This is a genomic window from Bacillus sp. RHFS10 (assembly GCF_016757475.1).
Classification (GTDB): Bacteria; Bacillota; Bacilli; order Bacillales; family Bacillaceae; genus Bacillus; species Bacillus subtilis_G.
The window spans coordinates 583,059-601,362 of the sequence record NZ_JAESPO010000001.1; the positions used below are offsets into that span (position 1 = coordinate 583,059).

Here is an 18,304-nt window from a genome sequence, read left to right on the forward strand (position 1 = left end):
GGGGGACTTCTTTTGAAGGATGTAAGACTGCCAACATTATTCGAAATAATTATTGTTCTAGGATCATTTTTAGCACTTGTCATGTCGTTTACAGTCTTTTTAGACTTGCCGATACAGCTTGCGCTTTTCATTTCCTGGTTTATCGCAATGATTCTCGGTATCAGACTCGGTTATTCTTATAAAGATATGCAGAATGCCATTCTGTATGGTATATCAAACGGTCTTGAAGCTGTTCTGATTCTTGTTTCAGTAGGAGCACTTATTGGAACATGGATCGCCGGAGGGATCGTACCGACTCTGATTTACTATGGTTTAGAATTTATTCATCCTAGTATCTTTTTACTTGCAACGTTAATTATTTGTTCCATTATGTCTGTAGCAACAGGTACGTCGTGGGGAACAGTCGGGACTGCCGGTATTGCCATGATCGCAATTGGAGAAGGATTAGGCCTTCCGCTTCCTCTTGTAGCGGGCGCTATTCTTTCAGGCGCTTATTTCGGGGACAAGCTGTCACCTCTTTCAGACAGCACAGTTCTCGCATCTTCACTAGCGAAAGTGGACGTCTTAGACCACGTCAGAGCCATGCTCTTTTTATCTGTGCCAGCTTATGTGATTACGGCAATCCTCTTTACAATTACCGGTTTTATGTACGGCGGGAAAAATATTGATCTTGATAAAGTTGAATTTTTGAAATCTTCTTTGCAAAATACGTTTGACATTCATATTTGGATGCTGATCCCGGCTGTTGTCGTCATCGTCTTATTGGCGATGAAAAAGCCGTCAATGCCGGTTATCGTAATTGGCGCTTTGCTTGGCGCTATCTGGGCTGTTGTTTTCCAAGGCATGAATCCAGCGGATGCGATTGCAACTGCCTACAACGGCTTCTCTATTAAAACAGATGTTGAATTCTTGAACGGCCTGTTAAATCGCGGAGGCATCGTCGGAATGCTCGGTTCCCTTGTCGTCATTATCTTTGGTCTCGGATTTGGCGGGCTGCTTGAAAAGCTTGGCGTCTTAAAAGTGATCGTCTCTATGTTTGAAAAGAAATTAACATCACCGGGCAACGTCACTATATCTACGCTGATTGTAGCATTTTTAGCGAACATCTTCGGCTGTGCGATGTATGTATCTCTTATTTTGACACCGAAGATTATGGAAAACAGTTATGATCGATTGAATCTAGACAGAAGGGTGCTATCCCGTAACTCAGAGGTGGGGGGAACATTAACGTCAGGTATGGTCCCTTGGTCTGATAACGGTATTTACATGGCTGGTATTTTAGGGGTTTCTACCTTCGCCTATCTGCCGTTTATGTGGCTCAGTTTTGTTGCAATAGGTCTTGCTATTATCTATGGTTATACAGGAAAATTTATATGGTATACAAAAAACAATACAGCTAAAGCCGAAAAACTAGGCTAATTGGGGAGGATCACTGAATGATAGCGAAACACATGATTCGGACACTGATGATTGAAACGCCTTCGGTTCCCGGAAATCTTGGAAGGGTAGCGACGGCAATCGGCCTTCTGGGCGGGGATATTGGTGAAGTGGAGACAGTAAAAGTCGGACCCAATTACACAATGCGGAATATTACCGTTCAAGTGGAGAATGAAGAACAGCTTCAGGAAGTGATCGCGGCTGTACAGGGCCTGGGAGAAGGGATCAGGCTTCACACCGTATCTGATGAAGTCCTGTCCGCACATGAAGGCGGAAAAATCCAAATGAAAAGCAAAATGCCGATCCGCTCACTGGCAGAGCTCGGGCGTGTCTATACACCAGGTGTTGCAGACGTGTGCAGGCTGATCGAAAAAGACCCCGAAAAAGCTTCTATTTATACAACAATCAGCAATTCTGTCGCGATTGTAACGGATGGAACGGCAATTCTCGGTCTTGGGAATATCGGCTCTGTGGCAGGCATGCCTGTCATGGAAGGAAAGGCTGCTTTGTTTGATCAGCTGGCGGGTATCAGCGGCATACCGATATTGCTTGATACGAGTGATCCTGAAGAGATCATCAAAACAGTAAAACATATTTCACCAGGTTTTAACGGCATCTTGCTTGAGGATATCGGCTCGCCGCATTGCTTCGAAATCGAGGACCGCCTAAAAGAGGAGCTGAACATCCCTGTTATGCACGATGATCAGCACGGTACAGCTGTTGTGACGCTGGCTGCTGCCATCTCGGCATGCAGGAGCGCGGGTGTTGACCTGAAAGAAGCGAAGGTGGGGCAAATCGGTCTGGGCGCAGCAGGCGTGGCTATCTGCCGGATGTTTATGGCCTATGGCGTAAAAGCTGTATACGGAACAGACAAATCTGAGGAAGCGATGAACCGTCTCGAACAATATGGCGGACAGGCAGCTGCCAGCATCGAGGAGCTCATGGAAACATGCGATATTATCATTGCCACAACCGGAGTTCCCGGGTTAATTAAACCAGCATTTGTACGTTCTGGCCAGGTGATTTTGGCTTTATCGAATCCGAAGCCGGAAATTGAGCCGGAGGCCGCGCTGCAGGCTGGCGCCGCATATGCAGCTGACGGGCGTTCTGTTAATAATGTGCTTGGCTTCCCGGGTATTTTCAGAGGGGCGCTCAACGCAAAAAGCAAGGAGATTAATCATGATATGCTTGTCGCTGCAGCAGAGGCCATCGCAGCCTGCACAAAGCAAGGCGATGTGGTTCCTCAGCCGCTTGACTCAAAAGTCCATCATGAGGTAGCAGCTGCGGTCGAGCGAGCAGCTCTTACAGCAGTGAAATAAATGAAGTAAAGCAGCACCTGGCATACAAGGTGCTGCTTTTTTTCCATCATGAGTTCATTTTTTTGCTATAATTGCTATGAAAATCAATAAGGGAGTGATTAGCATGGCAAAAAGCCGAGCGAAAAAGAAGCGGGAGCATTTGCTGAGAAACGGCGGACGTGACGTCTTATTATCAAGAGGCAGCACACCATCCTTCAGTACACATGAAAGAATGACGAAAAGCAAAAAAGAGATGTTGAATACAAGAAAGCCCAAGAATCCTTATGATCATATATCAGTTGATGATAAGGGTTTTTTTGTGCCCAAAAAAGCCGCCTAGCATTCTTCTCCTAGCGTTCCTTTTTGAAAAAGGGCATGTTTTTCCGTTTCTTTCATACAATCTATTAAATCAAATCACTAGAGCGGGCGGGAGGAAACGGAATGCGAAAAATTTCTTATAAGGACATCTTTCTCAGACATGTCAAAGATCATCTCTCTCTTTATATATTTGTCTCAGTCCTGTTTTTCATGGGTGTCATTTTTGGGGCGATTATTGTCAACAGCATGACCATCAGCCAGAAAGAAGATTTATATTACTATTTAAGCCAATTTTTCGGACAGCTTTCGGATGGAAAACAGGCAAGTTCATCCGATATGTTTGGGCAAAGTATCTTTCATAATGTAAAATATTTAGGGCTGATGTGGATATTGGGGATTTCCGTCATTGGGATGCCGATTATTTTCATCATGATCTTTCTGAAAGGAATTGTTGTCGGCTTTACTGTCGGATTTCTCGTCAATCAGATGGGAATCAGCGGTTTTTTCTTATCCTTTGTCTCCGTTTTGCCGCAAAATGTACTGCTAATTCCGGCTTATCTCATTATGGGCACATGTGCAATTGCGTTTTCATTAAAGTTAATCAGGCAGCTGTTCGTTAAACGAAGCCTGCATGATGCGCCGATTCAGTGGTTCGGCCAATATGCCCTCGTGCTTCTGGTCATTCTGTTTTTAGCACTGATCTCATCTCTCTTTGAAGCATATTTATCTCCTGTGTTAATGGAAAAGCTTACATTGAGACTTTTTTAAAATGATTATTAAAAGAAAAACATTTTATTTATCAGTTTATAATAATTATAGTTGGAACTCTGCGCGTATTTTGTTATAATGAGTCATGGAATGCGGCGTAGGAGGGAAAGACATGGAAAACCGTATTGATCGAATTAAGAAACAACTGCACTCATCCAGCTACAAACTTACGCCTCAGCGTGAAGCGACAGTAAGAGTGCTGCTTGAAAACGAAGAAGACCATTTAAGCGCAGAAGACGTATACCTCCTCGTAAAAGAGAAATCTCCTGAGATCGGTCTCGCAACAGTATACCGTACGCTTGAATTATTAACTGAATTAAAAGTCGTTGATAAAATTAACTTTGGAGACGGCGTGTCCCGTTACGACCTACGGAAAGAGGGCGCAGCTCACTTTCATCATCACTTGGTGTGTATGGAGTGCGGAGCCGTTGATGAAATTGAAGAAGATTTGCTTGAAGACGTGGAAGAAATCATTGAACGTGATTGGAAATTTAAGATTAAAGATCATAGATTGACGTTTCACGGCATTTGCCACCGCTGTAACGGAACAGAAACTGAATAGACGATGCCGAGCGCGAACCTTTTCTCACGGGGAAAGGGTTTTTTGCTGTTTCTATGTATAAAACCTTTCTGATTTGGCATATGGTTTAAATAACTGGAACCATAGGGAAAGGATCGATTAAGACATGGGAAGATTCCTGAAAACAGCTCTCGATGCATTGAAAGTTTTCATCCTGTTTACCGGTTTTACCGCTCTGTTCTATTATGCTATGATATGGGTGAATCAAGAATATGAAAACTATCATCGGTACGATAAACCGGAAGGCTCCGCTGTAAAAGTTGTTGAAATGGATCAGGATGAAAAAGGCGGATGGTTCGACCGGTTGATCTTTTTTTACCAAAACGGGGAGTAGATCTAGAGTGAAAGATCAAATAAAGGATTTCATCCACTACGTCATGGTAGAGAGAGGGCTTTCACAAAACACGGTGGTATCCTATGAACGGGACCTGAAAAGCTATTCTCTCTATGTAACAGAAACCCTTCATGTTACAGATTGGAATCACGTAACCCGCATACATATTATCCAATATTTAAAGCATTTGAAGGACTCGGGGAAATCCGGCAAGACATCAGCGAGGCATTTGGCATCCATTCGCTCTTTTCACCAATTTCTGCTCAGGGAAAAGGTGACGGACAAGGATCCTTCCGTTCATATCGAAACACAAAAGACCGAACGGGCGCTTCCGAAGGTGCTCGCGCTTAATGAGGTCGAGCGATTATTGGACACGCCTAAACTGACGAGCCCTTTCGGCTATCGGGATAAAGCGATGCTGGAGCTGCTTTATGCAACAGGCATACGAGTCAGTGAAATGATAGAATTGAAAACGGCAGATGTTCATCTATCCATGGGTTTTGTCCGCTGCTTCGGGAAAGGAAGAAAAGAACGGATTGTGCCAATCGGTGAAGCTGCCGCTTCCGCCATTGAGGAATATATGACGAAAGCCAGGGGGAAACTACTGAAAAACAAAGTGTCTGACGCCCTCTTTTTAAATCATCACGGCAAGCAAATCAGCCGTCAGGGGTTTTGGAAAAACCTAAAGAAAATCGCCCTTGAAGCCGGAATCAAAAAAGAGCTGACCCCGCATACACTCAGGCATTCCTTTGCGACGCATCTGCTTGAGAACGGGGCTGATCTTAGAGCGGTGCAGGAAATGCTCGGCCATGCGGATATATCCACGACGCAAATTTATACGCATGTGACGAAAACAAGGCTGAAGGATGTGTACAAGCAGTTTCATCCGCGCGCCTAGCCGCAGGGGGGCTGCGGCTTTTTTGTTTAGCGCGACAGAAAATATTGAAGTTTCTCATTATTTCCGAATTCATTGTCAACGGGAATGAAAACGGTTTATACTTGAGTTGTCAGACCTCTTAGCGATACAATAGACGTATAGAAAAAAAGGAGGCTTTCAAGATGCCTGCATACAAATATAATCGTGTGTTTTTAATTGTGATGGACTCAGTCGGAATCGGCGAAGCGCCGGACGCCGCTGACTTTAATGACGAAGGCGCCAATACGCTCGGGCATATTGCCGAGCATATGAATGGATTACATATGCCGAATATGGCAAAACTCGGCCTTGGTCTCATCGGAGATATCAAAGGTGTGGAAAAAACAGAACATCCGCTTGCGTATTATGGAAAAATGCAAGAAGCGTCTAACGGTAAAGATACCATGACCGGCCATTGGGAGATCATGGGCTTGTATATTGATAAACCGTTTAAAGTGTTCCCGGAAGGTTTTCCTGATGAACTGCTTCAAGAGCTGGAAAAGAGATCTGGACGCAAAATTATTGGAAACAAGCCGGCTTCCGGCACAGCGATTTTGGATGAACTTGGCCAAGAGCACATGGAGACAGGGGCTTTAATTGTATACACATCTGCTGACTCTGTTCTGCAAATTGCCGCTCACGAAGAGGTTGTGCCGCTTGAGGAGCTGTACCGTATTTGTGAAACGGCGCGAGAGCTGACGCTTGATCCGAAGTATATGGTAGGCCGCATTATCGCACGGCCGTTCGTCGGAGAGCCGGGACAATTCAAACGGACACCAAACCGTCATGACTATGCGCTTAAGCCGTTTGACCGCACTGTCATGAACGAATTGAAAGACAGCGGCTTAGATGTGATCTCAATCGGAAAAATCTCTGATATCTATGACGGAGAAGGCATTACTTCTTCACGGAGAACAGTTTCCAATATGGATGGAATGGACAAGGTGATCGACACGCTGGGAGAAGACTTTACAGGTTTGAGCTTTGCGAACCTTGTTGATTTTGACGCCTTATTCGGACACCGCCGCGATCCGGAAGGCTACGGACGCGCGCTTGAAGAATTTGATGCGCGGCTTCCGGAAGTATTTGAGAAAATGAAAGAAGACGATTTGTTAATCATTACAGCCGACCACGGCAACGATCCGGTTCATCACGGAACCGACCATACACGCGAGTATGTGCCGATTCTCGCTTACAGCAAAAAACATAAGAACGTGCAAATGCTGCCGCTTGCAGATACATTTGCTGATATCGGCGCGACGATCGCTGATAATTTCCAAGCGAATAAACCGAAATACGGAAAAAGCTTTTTATCTTCATTACAATAGGGGGACTGTTTCTTGAAAGACAGAATCGAACGCGCAGCCGCTTTTATTAAGCAAAAACTGCCGGAATCTCCAAAGATCGGCCTTATTTTAGGATCTGGTCTTGGTATTTTGGCAGACGAAATCGAAAATCCGGTCAAACTGAAATATGAAGACATACCAGAATTCCCGGTATCTACTGTTGAAGGACATGCCGGCCAGCTTGTGCTTGGCACCCTTGAAGGAGTTTCCGTCATTGCGATGCAGGGCCGTTTTCATTTTTATGAAGGCTATTCAATGGAGAAAGTCACTTTCCCTGTACGTGTGATGAAAGCGCTCGGCGTGGAAGCATTGATCGTGACAAACGCCGCTGGCGGCGTCAACACTGAATTCCGTGCGGGAGACTTAATGATCATTACCGATCATATCAATTTTATGGGAACAAATCCGTTAATCGGGCCAAACGAAGCCGATTTCGGCGCCAGATTTCCAGATATGTCTTCAGCCTATGACAAAGATCTATCCGGCTTGGCTGAAAAGGTTGCGAAAAACCTTAACATTCCGATCCAAAAAGGCGTGTATACCGCTGTGACAGGACCTTCTTACGAAACACCGGCAGAAGTCCGTTTCTTAAGAACAATGGGCTCTGACGCAGTCGGCATGTCCACTGTTCCGGAAGTTATTGTGGCTAATCATGCCGGAATGCGTGTCCTTGGCATTTCCTGCATCTCTAACGCGGCAGCCGGAATTCTGGATCAGCCTTTAAGTCATGCTGAAGTAATGGAAGTGACGGAAAAAGTAAAAGCAGGATTCTTGCAGCTCGTAAAAGCAGTCGTCGCTCAATACGAATAAAACAATAGTAAGATCAAAAGACAGCTGTGTCTGATATGACGCAGCTGTCTTTTTTTATGCCCAAAAAAGATACGAAACATTTTCCATCAGTGGCGTATAAAACCATCCCGCTTGGAAAAAATAAAAAAGATTATGAAATGGAGGGCTTTTGAGATGAAACGTCTTTTATCCACTTTGTTGATTGGTATCATGCTGCTTACATTTGCACCGTCTGCATTTGCAAAACAAGACGGAAAAGGCACATCGGAGCTTGCTCATGAAGCGAAGTCTGCGGTGCTGATAGAACGTGACACGGGAAAAGTGCTTTACAACAAGAACAGCAATGAGAGACTGGCTCCCGCAAGCATGACGAAAATTATGACGATGCTTTTAATTATGGAAGCTTTAGATGAAGGCAAAATCAAAATGAATGATAAGGTCCGGACAAGTGAGCATGCGGCTTCAATGGGCGGATCTCAAATTTTCCTCGAGCCCGGTGAGGAAATGACTGTCAAAGAAATGCTGAAAGGCATCGCAATCGCTTCGGGAAATGACGCTTCCGTAGCGATGGCTGAATTTATTTCCGGCTCTGAAGAAGAATTTGTAAACAAGATGAACAAAAAAGCAAAAGAGCTGGGCTTGAAAAACACATCTTTTAAAAACCCGACCGGACTGACCGAGGAGGGCCATTACAGCTCTGCTTATGACATGGCAATCATGGCTAAGGAATTATTGAAATACGAATCAATCACGAAATTTACAGGCACGTATGAGGATTACCTGCGGGAAAATACAGATAAAAAGTTTTGGCTCGTCAACACGAATCGGCTTATTAAATTTTACCATGGTGTAGACGGCGTGAAAACGGGCTATACAGGAGAGGCGAAATATTGTCTGACAGCTTCGGCTAAAAAAGGAAACATGCGGGCCATTGCGGTTGTGTTCGGGGCGAGTACACCTAAAGAAAGAAACGCGCAAGTCACAAAGATGCTTGATTTCGCTTTTAGTCAATACGAAACACATCCTTTATATAAACGAAATGAAATAGTAGCAAAAGTAAAGGTCAAAAAAGGAAAACAAACATTTATCGAACTCACTACTTCTGAGCCGATTTCAATATTGACGAAAAAAGGCGAGGATATGAAAAATGTGAAAAAAGAAATCAAAATGAATGACAATGTAAGTGCTCCGATTCAAAAAGGCCAGGAGCTTGGCACACTCGTTCTGAAAAAGGATGGAGAAGTGCTTGCTGAAAGTCCTGTTGCTGCTAAAGAAGATATGAAGAAAGCCGGTTTCTTAACATTCTTGAAGCGGACGATGGGAGACTGGACAAAATTTAAGTAATTATGCCGAATGACCACTAGTTTTGTCACGGTGAAGGAATTTATTCCGTCGAAATCGAAACACTCATTATCCGATCATATCAAGGAGGAATGAGCATGAGCCTTGGAATTGACATGCATGTCAAAGAATCTGTGCTTTGTATTCGATTAACAGGCGAACTCGATCACCATACGGCTGAAACCCTGAAACACAAAGTGACTCAATCACTGGAGAAGGATGATATTTGCCACATCGTACTGAACTTGGAGGACCTTTCCTTTATGGACAGCTCGGGGCTTGGCGTCATTTTAGGAAGATACAAGCAAATTAAGCAAACTGGCGGGGAAATGGTCGTTTGCGCTATCTCCCCTGCGGTAAAGCGGCTGTTTGATATGTCGGGCCTGTTTAAAATTATCAGATTTGAACAATCTGAGCAGAAGGCGCTGCTGACACTGGGGGTGGCATCATGAAAAATGAAATGCATCTTGAATTTTCTGCCCTCAGCCAGAATGAATCGTTCGCTCGTGTGACAGTTGCTTCATTTATTGCCCAGCTAGACCCGACTATGGACGAACTGACCGAAATCAAAACAGTCGTGTCAGAGGCTGTAACGAATGCCATTATCCATGGATATGAAGAGAACTGTGACGGGAAAGTTTACATCTCAGTGACGCTGGAAGATCATGTCGTATATATGACCATTCGTGATGAAGGCATGGGCATTACAGATCTTGACGAAGCCCGCCAGCCTTTATTCACGACTAAGCCTGAACTTGAGCGATCTGGAATGGGCTTTACCATTATGGAAAATTTCATGGATGATGTCAGTATCGATTCCTCGCCTGAGATGGGAACAACGATTCGCTTAACAAAGCACTTATCAAAAAGCAAAGCGCTTTGTAATTAAGGAGATTTGTTATGGATGTGGAGGTTAAGAAAAACGGCAAAAACGCTCAGCTGAAGGACCATGAAGTAAAGGAATTAATCAAACAAAGCCAAAATGGCGACCAGCAGGCAAGAGACCTCCTCATAGAAAAAAACATGCGTCTTGTTTGGTCTGTCGTACAGCGGTTTTTAAACAGAGGATATGAGCCTGATGATCTTTTCCAGATCGGCTGCATTGGGCTGTTAAAATCTGTTGACAAATTTGATTTAACCTATGATGTGCGTTTTTCAACGTATGCAGTTCCGATGATTATCGGTGAAATTCAGCGTTTTATCCGCGATGACGGAACGGTAAAGGTATCAAGGTCATTAAAAGAACTCGGAAACAAAATCCGGCGCGCGAAAGATGAGCTTTCAAAAACACTGGGCAGAGTGCCGACAGTGCAGGAGATCGCCGGGCATTTGGAGATTGAAGCTGAAGATGTCGTACTCGCTCAAGAGGCGGTAAGGGCGCCGTCTTCAATTCACGAAACAGTATATGAGAATGACGGAGATCCAATCACCCTGCTTGATCAAATCGCTGACAACTCTGAAGAAAAGTGGTTTGACAAAATTGCATTGAAAGAAGCAATCAGAGATTTGGAAGAAAGGGAAAAACTAATCGTCTATCTCAGATATTATAAAGACCAAACGCAGTCCGAGGTGGCTGAGCGGCTTGGGATCTCTCAAGTTCAGGTTTCCAGGCTTGAAAAGAAAATATTAAAACAGATCAAGGTTCAAATGGACCATCCGGATAGCTAGTCTGCCATGCAGGCTGGCTTTTTTGTGTGTAAAAGCGTGGTAATTTATGGTCTTTTCGAGCGGATGAATGAGAACAAAATCGAACCACATACTACATATATAACCACCGAAAGATGGTGATCAATAATGGAACGACGTATATTTATCCGACTTCGCCACAGGGTGCTGGCCCATCCGGGAGATATCATCACGGTTGGAGATGCAGCGCAAATTGAAGGACAGATTCAGCTGAAAAAGAAACTTTCGGCTATGCCGCTTTATCAGGTGAGCGAAAAAGATAAAAATATCGTAATTCTGGATATCATACAAGTCCTTAAAGCCATTCATTTACAAGATCCGGCACTTGATGTTCAAACAGTTGGCGGAGCAGAAACCATTGTCGAAATTCAATATCGCAAACGGAAAATGTCAACGGTTCTGTTTATCGGTGTCTGGCTGCTTCTGTTTATCGGATCGTGTCTTGCTATCATGAACTTTCATGAGGATGTAAGCATGAGAGATGTTCATATCGCACTATATGAAATCATAACCGGAGAGAGGAATGACTATCCATACTTGCTTCAAATCCCATACAGCATCGGTTTGGGACTGGGGATGATCGTTTTTTTTAACCACATCTTTAAAAAGCGCCTTAATGAAGAGCCCAGTCCGCTGGAGGTTGAGATGTTTAACTATCAGCTTGATCTCGATCACTATGTGTCCATGCATGAGAATCAAGAGACAATAAAGGACCTGCATGATCGTTAGTGCATTGTTCATTATTTTTGTCGGGCTCGGCGGAGGCATCACGGTGGGGGCTGGCTTCGTTGCTTTTTTAACCGTAATGGGAATCATTCCGCGGCTGATGCAGCTCACCAAAACGATGAGATTCGTTCAGGCCTATGAAGCAGCTGTTATACTTGGCGCTGTTTTCGGGGGATGGGAGACGCTTCATATGAACCATCTTTTTTTAACAAAATGGATTGCCGTACCGGTCGGGCTGCTGGCAGGTGTGTTTGTCGGGATGCTCGCAGCTGCCCTTACAGAGGTTTTAAATGTCCTGCCGATTTTAGCAAAACGAATCGGGCTCAGAAGTAAAATTATTATTCTGTTAATGGCCATCGTGATTGGGAAAATCGCGGGGTCTTTATTTCACTGGCTGTATTTTATTGATCATTCATAAGGAGGTTTCAAGATGACAAACATAAAAGAAAACTACAAATCAAAAGTGAAAACATATCAGCCTAAGCCGCCTTACGTCTGGAATTGTGTCAAAGCTTTTCTTGTAGGCGGGCTGATCTGTGCGATCGGACAAGGTCTGCAAAATTTTTTTATTCATTTTTTCGATTTTGATGAAAAAACAGCGGGAAATCCAACGGCGGCAACACTGATATTAATTTCAGCCTTGCTTACCGGGTTTGGCATCTATGACAGAATCGGGCAGTTTGCAGGCGCCGGTTCAGCCGTGCCGGTCACAGGTTTTGCCAACAGCATGGCAAGCGCGGCTCTTGAATATAAAAGCGAAGGGTTCGTGCTCGGAGTAGCGACAAACATGTTTAAACTGGCGGGGAATGTCATCGTTTTCGGTGTTGTGGCTGCGTACATCGTCGGAATGATTCGGTTTGCTTTTGAGAAACTGATGTCATAGGAGGAGAAGAAAAATGAAATTAACAGGAAAGCAAACCTGGGTATTTGAACATCCGTTATTTGTAAACTCGGCAGGAACAGCAGCAGGACCGAAGGAAAAAGACGGACCGCTCGGCTCTTTATATGATAAAACCTATGATGAAATGCACTGTAATCAAAAAAGCTGGGAAATGGCTGAACGTCAGCTGATGGAAGATGCTGTTAATGCAACACTTCAAAAAAATAATTTGACAAAAGATGATATTGATCTATTGCTGGCAGGCGACTTGCTGAATCAAAACGTAACGGCCAACTATGTGGCAAGACACTTAAACATCCCGTTTCTTTGTATGTTTGGCGCCTGTTCAACATCAATGGAAACAGTGGCTGTCGCATCAGCCTTAGTTGACGGCGGATTTGCCAAGAGAGCGCTCGCTGCCACCAGCAGTCATAATGCTACAGCGGAAAGACAGTTTCGCTATCCGACGGAATACGGGGGGCAAAAACCGGACACCGCCACCTCTACTGTGACCGGAAGCGGAGCCGTTGTTATCAGTCAGACACGGGGTGATATCCAAATCACAAGCGCGACTGTCGGAAAGGTCTCTGACTTAGGAATTACAGATCCGTTTGATATGGGATCCGCCATGGCTCCGGCGGCAGCAGATACGATTAAGCAGCACTTTAAAGATCTCAACCGGACAGCGGATGACTATGATCTAATCCTGACAGGTGATCTATCCGGCGTCGGATCTCCTATCGTAAAAGATCTCTTAAAAGAAGATGGCTATCCGGTCGGCACAAAGCATGATGATTGCGGGCTTTTAGTTTATACACCGGATCAGCAGGTCTTTGCCGGAGGGAGCGGATGTGCTTGTTCAGCGCTTGTCACCTACTCTCACATTTTTAAGCAGCTGAGAGAAGGAAAATTAAACCGTGTATTCGTCGTGGCGACTGGAGCGCTGTTAAGCCCGACGATGATCCAGCAAAAAGAAACCATCCCGACCATTGCACACGGGGTTGTATTTGAGCGTGCGGGAGGTGCATCTTAACATGGACTACCTTTTGGCTTTTGTATGCGGCGGGGCCATTTGTATTGTCGGCCAGCTGCTCTTGGATATTTTTAAATTGACGCCAGCCCACGTCATGACATCATTTGTTGTGAGTGGCGCGATTTTAGATGGTTTTGGCATTTACGATAAATTTATTGAATTTGCCGGAGGAGGCGCCACCGTTCCGATCGTCAGCTTTGGCCACAGCCTTCTGCACGGTGCCATGCACCAGGCTCATATACATGGATTTATCGGAATCGGCATGGGGATTTTTGAGCTGACCTCTGCTGGTATCTCAGCCGCCATTCTCTTCGCCTTTATCGTAGCTGTTATTTTCAAACCGAAAGGATAATGCCGACATGACGACAAAACGAAAGGTCATACTGGTAACAGACGGGGATGTATACGCCGCTAAAACAATTGAATACGCCGCAAGCAAAGTGGGAGGGCGATGTATATCACAATCAAAGGGCAATCCCTCCATTCGCAGCGGCGCGGAGCTTGTCAAGTTGATCACCTCAGCACCGTATGATCCCGTATTTGTCATGTTTGACGACTCCGGCCTTCAAGGAGAGGGTCCGGGAGAAGCCGCTCTAACCTATGTCGCCACGCATCCGTCAATTGAAGTGCTCGGTGTGATTGCGGTCGCATCAAAAACACATCAGGCTGAATGGACTAGGGTTGACGTAAGCATTGACCGCAATGGAGAAATAACTGAATACGGTGTAGATAAAGTCGGGGAACGGGAATTTGATGAACACAGAATGAACGGAGATACAGTCTATTGCCTTGATAAACTTGATCTCCCGCTTATTGTCGGTATCGGGGATATTGGCAAAATGGGCAGAAAAGACGATATCTCAAAAGGGTCGCCCATCACCATGAAAGCGGTCGAGTTTATTTTAGAAAGGAGCGGGTATCATGCCGGACCAAAAGAAAGAGAAAACCCGGGTTTATCGGAATCCAGACAAAAATGAAGCATACTTTAAAAACCGTGTCGGGATGGGAACGAGCTACGATGTAGGGGTTCGCAAGCTCACCATTTTAGATAAAGAAATCCAGCTCTACTATTTGAATGGATTATGTGATACGGCCTTTATCATTCATTTAATGAGAGAACTCGTTGCCATTAACAATCGGGATGAGGATCCAGATCATCTGGTCGATATTGTCGAAAACAGGCTTCTTAACGCCCAGGTCGAAAAAGTAAAAACGCTGGATGAAACGACTGACCAGTTGCTGTCGGGATTAGTCGCAGTTATTGTTGAAGACACGGGCTTCGCATTTATTATTGATGTCAGAAGCTATCCGGGCAGAAATCCGGAAGAACCTGATACGGAAAAGGTGGTCAGGGGAGCCAGAGACGGATTTGTTGAAAATATCGTCGTCAATACGGCCCTTCTCAGAAGGCGGATCAGAGACGAACGACTTCGCATTAAGATGACAAAGGTTGGCGAGCGATCAAAAACGGATCTGAGCATTATTTATATTGAAGATATTGCAGATCCGGATCTGGTAGATATTGTGGAAAAAGAACTTGCTGCCATTGATGTCGACGGCTTAACGATGGCTGACAAAACAGTAGAGGAATTCATTATTAAACAAGGCTACAACCCGTATCCGCTCGTCCGTTATACCGAAAGACCCGATGTCGCGGCCAATCATGTGCTTGAAGGCCATGTCGTCATCATGGTTGATACATCGCCGAGTGTGATTATCACACCGACGACAATGTTCCACCATGTCCAGCATGCTGAAGAATACAGGCAGGCGCCTGCAGTCGGTACTTTTTTAAGATGGGTGAGATTTTTCGGTATCATGGCATCCACTATACTTCTCCCAATCTGGTTTCTCTTTGTGCTGCAGCCGGACCTGCTGCCCGAGAATATGAAATTTATCGGTTTAAATAAAGATACGCATATCCCGATCATCCTGCAGATATTCTTAGCTGACTTAGGAATCGAATTTCTCAGAATGGCCGCCATACACACACCGACCGCTTTATCGACAGCAATGGGATTAATTGCTGCTGTGCTGATCGGACAGATTGCCATTGAAGTCGGCCTGTTTTCACCAGAGGTGATTCTATACGTCTCACTTGCAGCGATCGGAACCTTTACGACGCCTAGTTATGAATTGAGTTTGGCAAATAAAATGAGCCGACTTGCCCTCATGATACTCGTCGCCTTATTTCATGTAAAAGGGCTTGTTATCGGTTTTACAGTGCTGATTATTGCCATGGCCAGTATCAAATCCCTGCAAACACCGTACTTATGGCCGCTGATGCCCTTTAACGGCAAGGCGCTGTGGCAGGTACTGGTCCGCACAGCGAAACCAGGCGCAAAAGTAAGACCAAGTATCGTTCACCCAAGAAATCGCTTAAGGCAACCTACCAATTCATAATCGCATTGAAACTGACTGAAGAGTATGATAATGTATGTCTTAATTATGAAGGGACAGTCCATAAAACTGTCCTTTTCACCCATAAGCGAAGAAAGAGGGAATGACATTGTTCTTACATGGCACAAGCAGACAAAATCAACATGGGCATTTAGAAATCGGAGGTGTGGACGCTCTTTATTTAGCGGAAAAATATGGAACACCTCTTTACGTATATGATGTGGCTTTAATACGTGAGCGTGCTAAAAGCTTTAAGCAGGCATTTATGACTGCAGGGCTTAAAGCACAGGTGGCATATGCGAGCAAAGCATTCTCATCAGTTGCAATGATTCAGCTTGCTGAGGAAGAGGGACTTTCTTTAGATGTCGTGTCCGGTGGAGAGCTTTATACAGCTGTTGCAGCGGGCTTCCCTGCAGAACGCATTCACTTTCATGGGAATAACAAGAGCAGGGAAGAACTGCGGATGGCACTTGAGCATCGCATCGGCTGCATTGTGGTGGATAATTTCTATGAAATTTCGCTTTTGGAAGACCTATGTAAAGAAACGGGACACTCCATCGATGTTCTTCTTCGAATCACGCCCGGAGTAGAAGCGCATACGCATGACTACATTACAACTGGCCAGGAAGATTCGAAGTTTGGTTTCGATCTTCATAACGGACAAACTGAACGGGCGATTGAGCAAGTATTACAATCAGAACACATTCAGCTCCTGGGTGTCCATTGCCATATAGGCTCGCAAATTTTTGATACGGCCGGTTTTGTGTTAGCAGCGGAAAAAATCTTCAAAAAACTCGACGAGTGGAGAGAATCATACTCGTTTGTATCCAAGGTGTTGAATCTCGGAGGAGGTTTCGGCATCCGTTATACCGAAGAAGATCAACCGCTTCACGCTACTGAATACGTTGAAAAAATCATCGATGCTGTGAAAGAAAATGCTGCCCGTTACGGTTTTAACATTCCGGAAATTTGGATCGAACCGGGACGTTCTCTCGTGGGAGATGCTGGCACAACCCTTTATACGGTTGGCTCTCAAAAAGAAGTGCCGGGCGTCCGCCAGTATGTGGCTGTAGACGGAGGCATGAACGACAATATTCGTCCTGCACTTTATCAGGCTAAGTATGAAGCAGCGACAGCCAATCGTATCGGAGAAGCGCATGACAATACGGTATCGATTGCCGGAAAGTGCTGTGAAAGCGGTGATATGCTGATTTGGGATATTGATCTGCCAGAAGTAAAAGAAGGCGATCTTCTTGCCGTTTTTTGTACAGGCGCATACGGATACAGCATGGCCAATAATTACAATCGAATCCCGAGACCTGCTGTTGTATTTGTAGAAAATGGAGAGGCCCATTTAGTCGTGAAGCGAGAAACATACGAGGATGTAGTCAAACTTGACCTGCCCTTTAAAACGAGTGTAAAGCAATAAGAAAGGCGCCGAATCTCTCGGCGCCTTTTCTTATTTGAATATAGAAACAATCGCATTCCAGATAGATACGAAGAAATCAATAACTTTCTGGATGAAGTTTTTGCCCTCATCTGATTCTATGAATTTCGTAATCTTATCTTTCGCTTTATCAAGCTGGTCACCGACCTGTCCCCAGTCGATGTCAACATTTTTCATTTTATTGAATAAGGAGACAAGCTGATCTTTTTGGCTGTCTGTAAGTGTGACGTTTAAGTCAGAAGCCGCGTCGTCCACTTGTTTTTCAATGTCAGCCTTATTGTCAGGCACACCGTTTTTAGCAAATTCTTCTTTGATTTTTGCAATCAGTGCAGCCGCATTTTCGTTACCGATTTTGTCTCCAAGCTCTGATGTCGTGACAAGCTCTTGGTTGGCTACTTGCTTCACATCCTCTGAGATCGCTTCATCAGAAGAAACTTCATACGCCTTAATTAATCCGGTTAAAGCCGCAGTCCCGGATACCTCAAACGGTGCTGTCACATACACCTTCGCATCTTTAACACCGGCTGTCATCAGCGCATTTAGGTACATTTCATCTGTAATGCCGCTAATATTATGTGTCTCAACATTCAGTCCAGAGCCTTTTTTGGCGATGGTTATTGACGATGAAGAAATCGCTCTTGATCCGATTTGAGCGTTCGATATATATTTTCCTAAATATTCATGCTCTTCCTTATTGGTCACCGTTACCGTTGTGGCATTATCAGGGACATTCATTTCATTAAGCACTTTTTGTTTATCAGATTCTGACAAATCAGCACCCAGTGTGACAATGACATCTCCAACTGCGGCATCCGCGAGACTGACTTTCGGAACCGTCAGCAGCAAAACGGCCGCTGCCAGCATTCCAATCCATATTTTTTTCAAAGCAGTTTGACCTCCTTCAATTTCACAAGCAGCGGGGTAGAGCTGCTTTGCGAGGACCTGAATCATGATGAAAAGACAGTTCCGTTAGGTAAGACGGAGATAAAGACATTCAGGTTTCAT

General features: G+C 44.7%; 22 protein-coding genes. 21 read left to right on the top strand and 1 reads right to left on the bottom strand.

What is annotated here, in order from left to right; all coding sequences use genetic code 11:
• The first annotated feature begins 12 nt into the window (after positions 1–12).
• The 21 genes from mleN to lysA all read left to right on the top strand — a co-directional run bounded on the left by mleN (position 13) and on the right by lysA (position 17,281).
• Entirely contained in the window at positions 13–1,419 is a 1,407-nt protein-coding gene (gene mleN, locus JMN17_RS03045) for a malate-H+/Na+-lactate antiporter MleN (protein WP_087990611.1), read from the top strand.
• A gap of 17 nt (positions 1,420–1,436) precedes the next feature.
• Entirely contained in the window at positions 1,437–2,756 is a 1,320-nt protein-coding gene (locus JMN17_RS03050) for an NAD-dependent malic enzyme (protein WP_087990610.1), read from the top strand.
• A gap of 103 nt (positions 2,757–2,859) precedes the next feature.
• Entirely contained in the window at positions 2,860–3,075 is a 216-nt protein-coding gene (locus JMN17_RS03055) for a hypothetical protein (protein ID WP_087990609.1), read from the top strand.
• Between the two features lie 101 nt (positions 3,076–3,176).
• A complete protein-coding gene (gene spoIIM / locus JMN17_RS03060) occupies positions 3,177–3,821 on the top strand; it encodes a stage II sporulation protein M (RefSeq protein ID WP_202327315.1) in 645 nt (214 codons plus the stop codon).
• A 112-nt stretch (positions 3,822–3,933) separates the two neighbouring features.
• A complete protein-coding gene (fur, locus tag JMN17_RS03065; RefSeq protein ID WP_010328189.1) occupies positions 3,934–4,383 on the top strand; it encodes a ferric iron uptake transcriptional regulator in 450 nt (149 codons plus the stop codon).
• Between the two features lie 124 nt (positions 4,384–4,507).
• A complete protein-coding gene (locus JMN17_RS03070) occupies positions 4,508–4,735 on the top strand; it encodes a YqzK family protein (protein ID WP_003223970.1) in 228 nt (75 codons plus the stop codon).
• Positions 4,736–4,742: 7 nt separating this feature from the next.
• Positions 4,743–5,633, top strand: coding sequence for a site-specific tyrosine recombinase XerD (gene xerD / locus JMN17_RS03075; protein ID WP_087990607.1), 891 nt, complete (start codon positions 4,743–4,745; stop codon positions 5,631–5,633).
• Positions 5,634–5,794: 161 nt separating this feature from the next.
• Positions 5,795–6,979: a phosphopentomutase gene (gene deoB, locus JMN17_RS03080; protein ID WP_202327317.1), complete on the top strand. Its 1,185-nt coding sequence runs from the start codon at positions 5,795–5,797 to the stop codon at positions 6,977–6,979.
• 12 nt (positions 6,980–6,991) lie between these two features.
• Positions 6,992–7,807, top strand: a complete 816-nt coding sequence (locus tag JMN17_RS03085; protein WP_087990605.1) for a purine-nucleoside phosphorylase — start codon at positions 6,992–6,994, stop codon at positions 7,805–7,807.
• A gap of 153 nt (positions 7,808–7,960) precedes the next feature.
• Positions 7,961–9,130 (top strand): D-alanyl-D-alanine carboxypeptidase DacF, encoded by a 1,170-nt coding sequence (gene dacF / locus JMN17_RS03090; RefSeq protein ID WP_202327324.1) that lies wholly within the window; start codon positions 7,961–7,963, stop codon positions 9,128–9,130.
• Positions 9,131–9,225: 95 nt separating this feature from the next.
• On the top strand, positions 9,226–9,579 hold the full coding sequence (gene spoIIAA / locus JMN17_RS03095; protein WP_087990603.1) for an anti-sigma F factor antagonist: 354 nt from the start codon (positions 9,226–9,228) through the stop codon (positions 9,577–9,579).
• The gene (spoIIAB, locus tag JMN17_RS03100; RefSeq protein WP_087990602.1) at positions 9,576–10,016 is read left to right on the top strand and encodes an anti-sigma F factor; all 441 of its coding nucleotides are present in this window, start codon (positions 9,576–9,578) and stop codon (positions 10,014–10,016) included. Before spoIIAA ends, spoIIAB begins: the two co-directional genes overlap by 4 nt.
• A gap of 11 nt (positions 10,017–10,027) precedes the next feature.
• Positions 10,028–10,795, top strand: coding sequence for an RNA polymerase sporulation sigma factor SigF (gene sigF, locus JMN17_RS03105; RefSeq protein ID WP_087990601.1), 768 nt, complete (start codon positions 10,028–10,030; stop codon positions 10,793–10,795).
• A gap of 126 nt (positions 10,796–10,921) precedes the next feature.
• On the top strand, positions 10,922–11,542 hold the full coding sequence (spoVAA, locus tag JMN17_RS03110) for a stage V sporulation protein SpoVAA (RefSeq protein WP_202327331.1): 621 nt from the start codon (positions 10,922–10,924) through the stop codon (positions 11,540–11,542).
• Positions 11,532–11,957, top strand: a complete 426-nt coding sequence (spoVAB, locus tag JMN17_RS03115) for a stage V sporulation protein SpoVAB (RefSeq protein WP_087990599.1) — start codon at positions 11,532–11,534, stop codon at positions 11,955–11,957. Before spoVAA ends, spoVAB begins: the two co-directional genes overlap by 11 nt.
• Before the next feature lie 12 nt (positions 11,958–11,969).
• Positions 11,970–12,422 (top strand): stage V sporulation protein AC, encoded by a 453-nt coding sequence (gene spoVAC / locus JMN17_RS03120; protein WP_202327333.1) that lies wholly within the window; start codon positions 11,970–11,972, stop codon positions 12,420–12,422.
• 13 nt (positions 12,423–12,435) lie between these two features.
• On the top strand, positions 12,436–13,452 hold the full coding sequence (gene spoVAD, locus JMN17_RS03125) for a stage V sporulation protein AD (RefSeq protein WP_087990598.1): 1,017 nt from the start codon (positions 12,436–12,438) through the stop codon (positions 13,450–13,452).
• Between the two features lies 1 nt (position 13,453).
• A complete protein-coding gene (gene spoVAE / locus JMN17_RS03130) occupies positions 13,454–13,804 on the top strand; it encodes a stage V sporulation protein AE (RefSeq protein WP_087990597.1) in 351 nt (116 codons plus the stop codon).
• Positions 13,805–13,811: 7 nt separating this feature from the next.
• Entirely contained in the window at positions 13,812–14,429 is a 618-nt protein-coding gene (gene spoVAEA, locus JMN17_RS03135) for a stage V sporulation protein SpoVABEA (RefSeq protein ID WP_087990596.1), read from the top strand.
• The gene (locus tag JMN17_RS03140; protein ID WP_087990595.1) at positions 14,374–15,855 is read left to right on the top strand and encodes a spore germination protein; all 1,482 of its coding nucleotides are present in this window, start codon (positions 14,374–14,376) and stop codon (positions 15,853–15,855) included. The genes spoVAEA and JMN17_RS03140 overlap by 56 nt, the downstream gene beginning before the upstream one ends.
• 106 nt (positions 15,856–15,961) lie before the next feature.
• Positions 15,962–17,281: a diaminopimelate decarboxylase gene (gene lysA, locus JMN17_RS03145; protein WP_202327723.1), complete on the top strand. Its 1,320-nt coding sequence runs from the start codon at positions 15,962–15,964 to the stop codon at positions 17,279–17,281.
• 30 nt (positions 17,282–17,311) lie between these two features.
• Here the strand turns inward: lysA and JMN17_RS03150 are convergent, their stop codons facing one another.
• A complete protein-coding gene (locus JMN17_RS03150; protein WP_087990593.1) occupies positions 17,312–18,184 on the bottom strand; it encodes a DUF1002 domain-containing protein in 873 nt (290 codons plus the stop codon).
• Positions 18,185–18,304 lie beyond the last annotated feature (120 nt).

Excerpts from the sequence above, each read along its gene's own strand:
- spoVAB (WP_087990599.1), top strand. The coding sequence starts at position 11,532 with ATGATCGTTAGTGCATTGTTCATTATTTTTGTCGGGCTCGGCGGAGGC.
- dacF (WP_202327324.1), top strand. The coding sequence starts at position 7,961 with ATGAAACGTCTTTTATCCACTTTGTTGATTGGTATCATGCTGCTTACA.
- spoVAC (WP_202327333.1), top strand. The coding sequence starts at position 11,970 with ATGACAAACATAAAAGAAAACTACAAATCAAAAGTGAAAACATATCAG.
- spoVAA (WP_202327331.1), top strand. The coding sequence starts at position 10,922 with ATGGAACGACGTATATTTATCCGACTTCGCCACAGGGTGCTGGCCCAT.
- spoIIAB (WP_087990602.1), top strand. The coding sequence starts at position 9,576 with ATGAAAAATGAAATGCATCTTGAATTTTCTGCCCTCAGCCAGAATGAA.
- JMN17_RS03055 (WP_087990609.1), top strand. The coding sequence starts at position 2,860 with ATGGCAAAAAGCCGAGCGAAAAAGAAGCGGGAGCATTTGCTGAGAAAC.
- spoVAEA (WP_087990596.1), top strand. The coding sequence starts at position 13,812 with ATGACGACAAAACGAAAGGTCATACTGGTAACAGACGGGGATGTATAC.
- spoVAD (WP_087990598.1), top strand. The coding sequence starts at position 12,436 with ATGAAATTAACAGGAAAGCAAACCTGGGTATTTGAACATCCGTTATTT.
- spoIIM (WP_202327315.1), top strand. The coding sequence starts at position 3,177 with ATGCGAAAAATTTCTTATAAGGACATCTTTCTCAGACATGTCAAAGAT.
- deoB (WP_202327317.1), top strand. The coding sequence starts at position 5,795 with ATGCCTGCATACAAATATAATCGTGTGTTTTTAATTGTGATGGACTCA.
- JMN17_RS03070 (WP_003223970.1), top strand. The coding sequence starts at position 4,508 with ATGGGAAGATTCCTGAAAACAGCTCTCGATGCATTGAAAGTTTTCATC.
- JMN17_RS03140 (WP_087990595.1), top strand. The coding sequence starts at position 14,374 with ATGCCGGACCAAAAGAAAGAGAAAACCCGGGTTTATCGGAATCCAGAC.
- sigF (WP_087990601.1), top strand. The coding sequence starts at position 10,028 with ATGGATGTGGAGGTTAAGAAAAACGGCAAAAACGCTCAGCTGAAGGAC.
- fur (WP_010328189.1), top strand. The coding sequence starts at position 3,934 with ATGGAAAACCGTATTGATCGAATTAAGAAACAACTGCACTCATCCAGC.
- JMN17_RS03050 (WP_087990610.1), top strand. The coding sequence starts at position 1,437 with ATGATAGCGAAACACATGATTCGGACACTGATGATTGAAACGCCTTCG.
- spoVAE (WP_087990597.1), top strand. The coding sequence starts at position 13,454 with ATGGACTACCTTTTGGCTTTTGTATGCGGCGGGGCCATTTGTATTGTC.
- spoIIAA (WP_087990603.1), top strand. The coding sequence starts at position 9,226 with ATGAGCCTTGGAATTGACATGCATGTCAAAGAATCTGTGCTTTGTATT.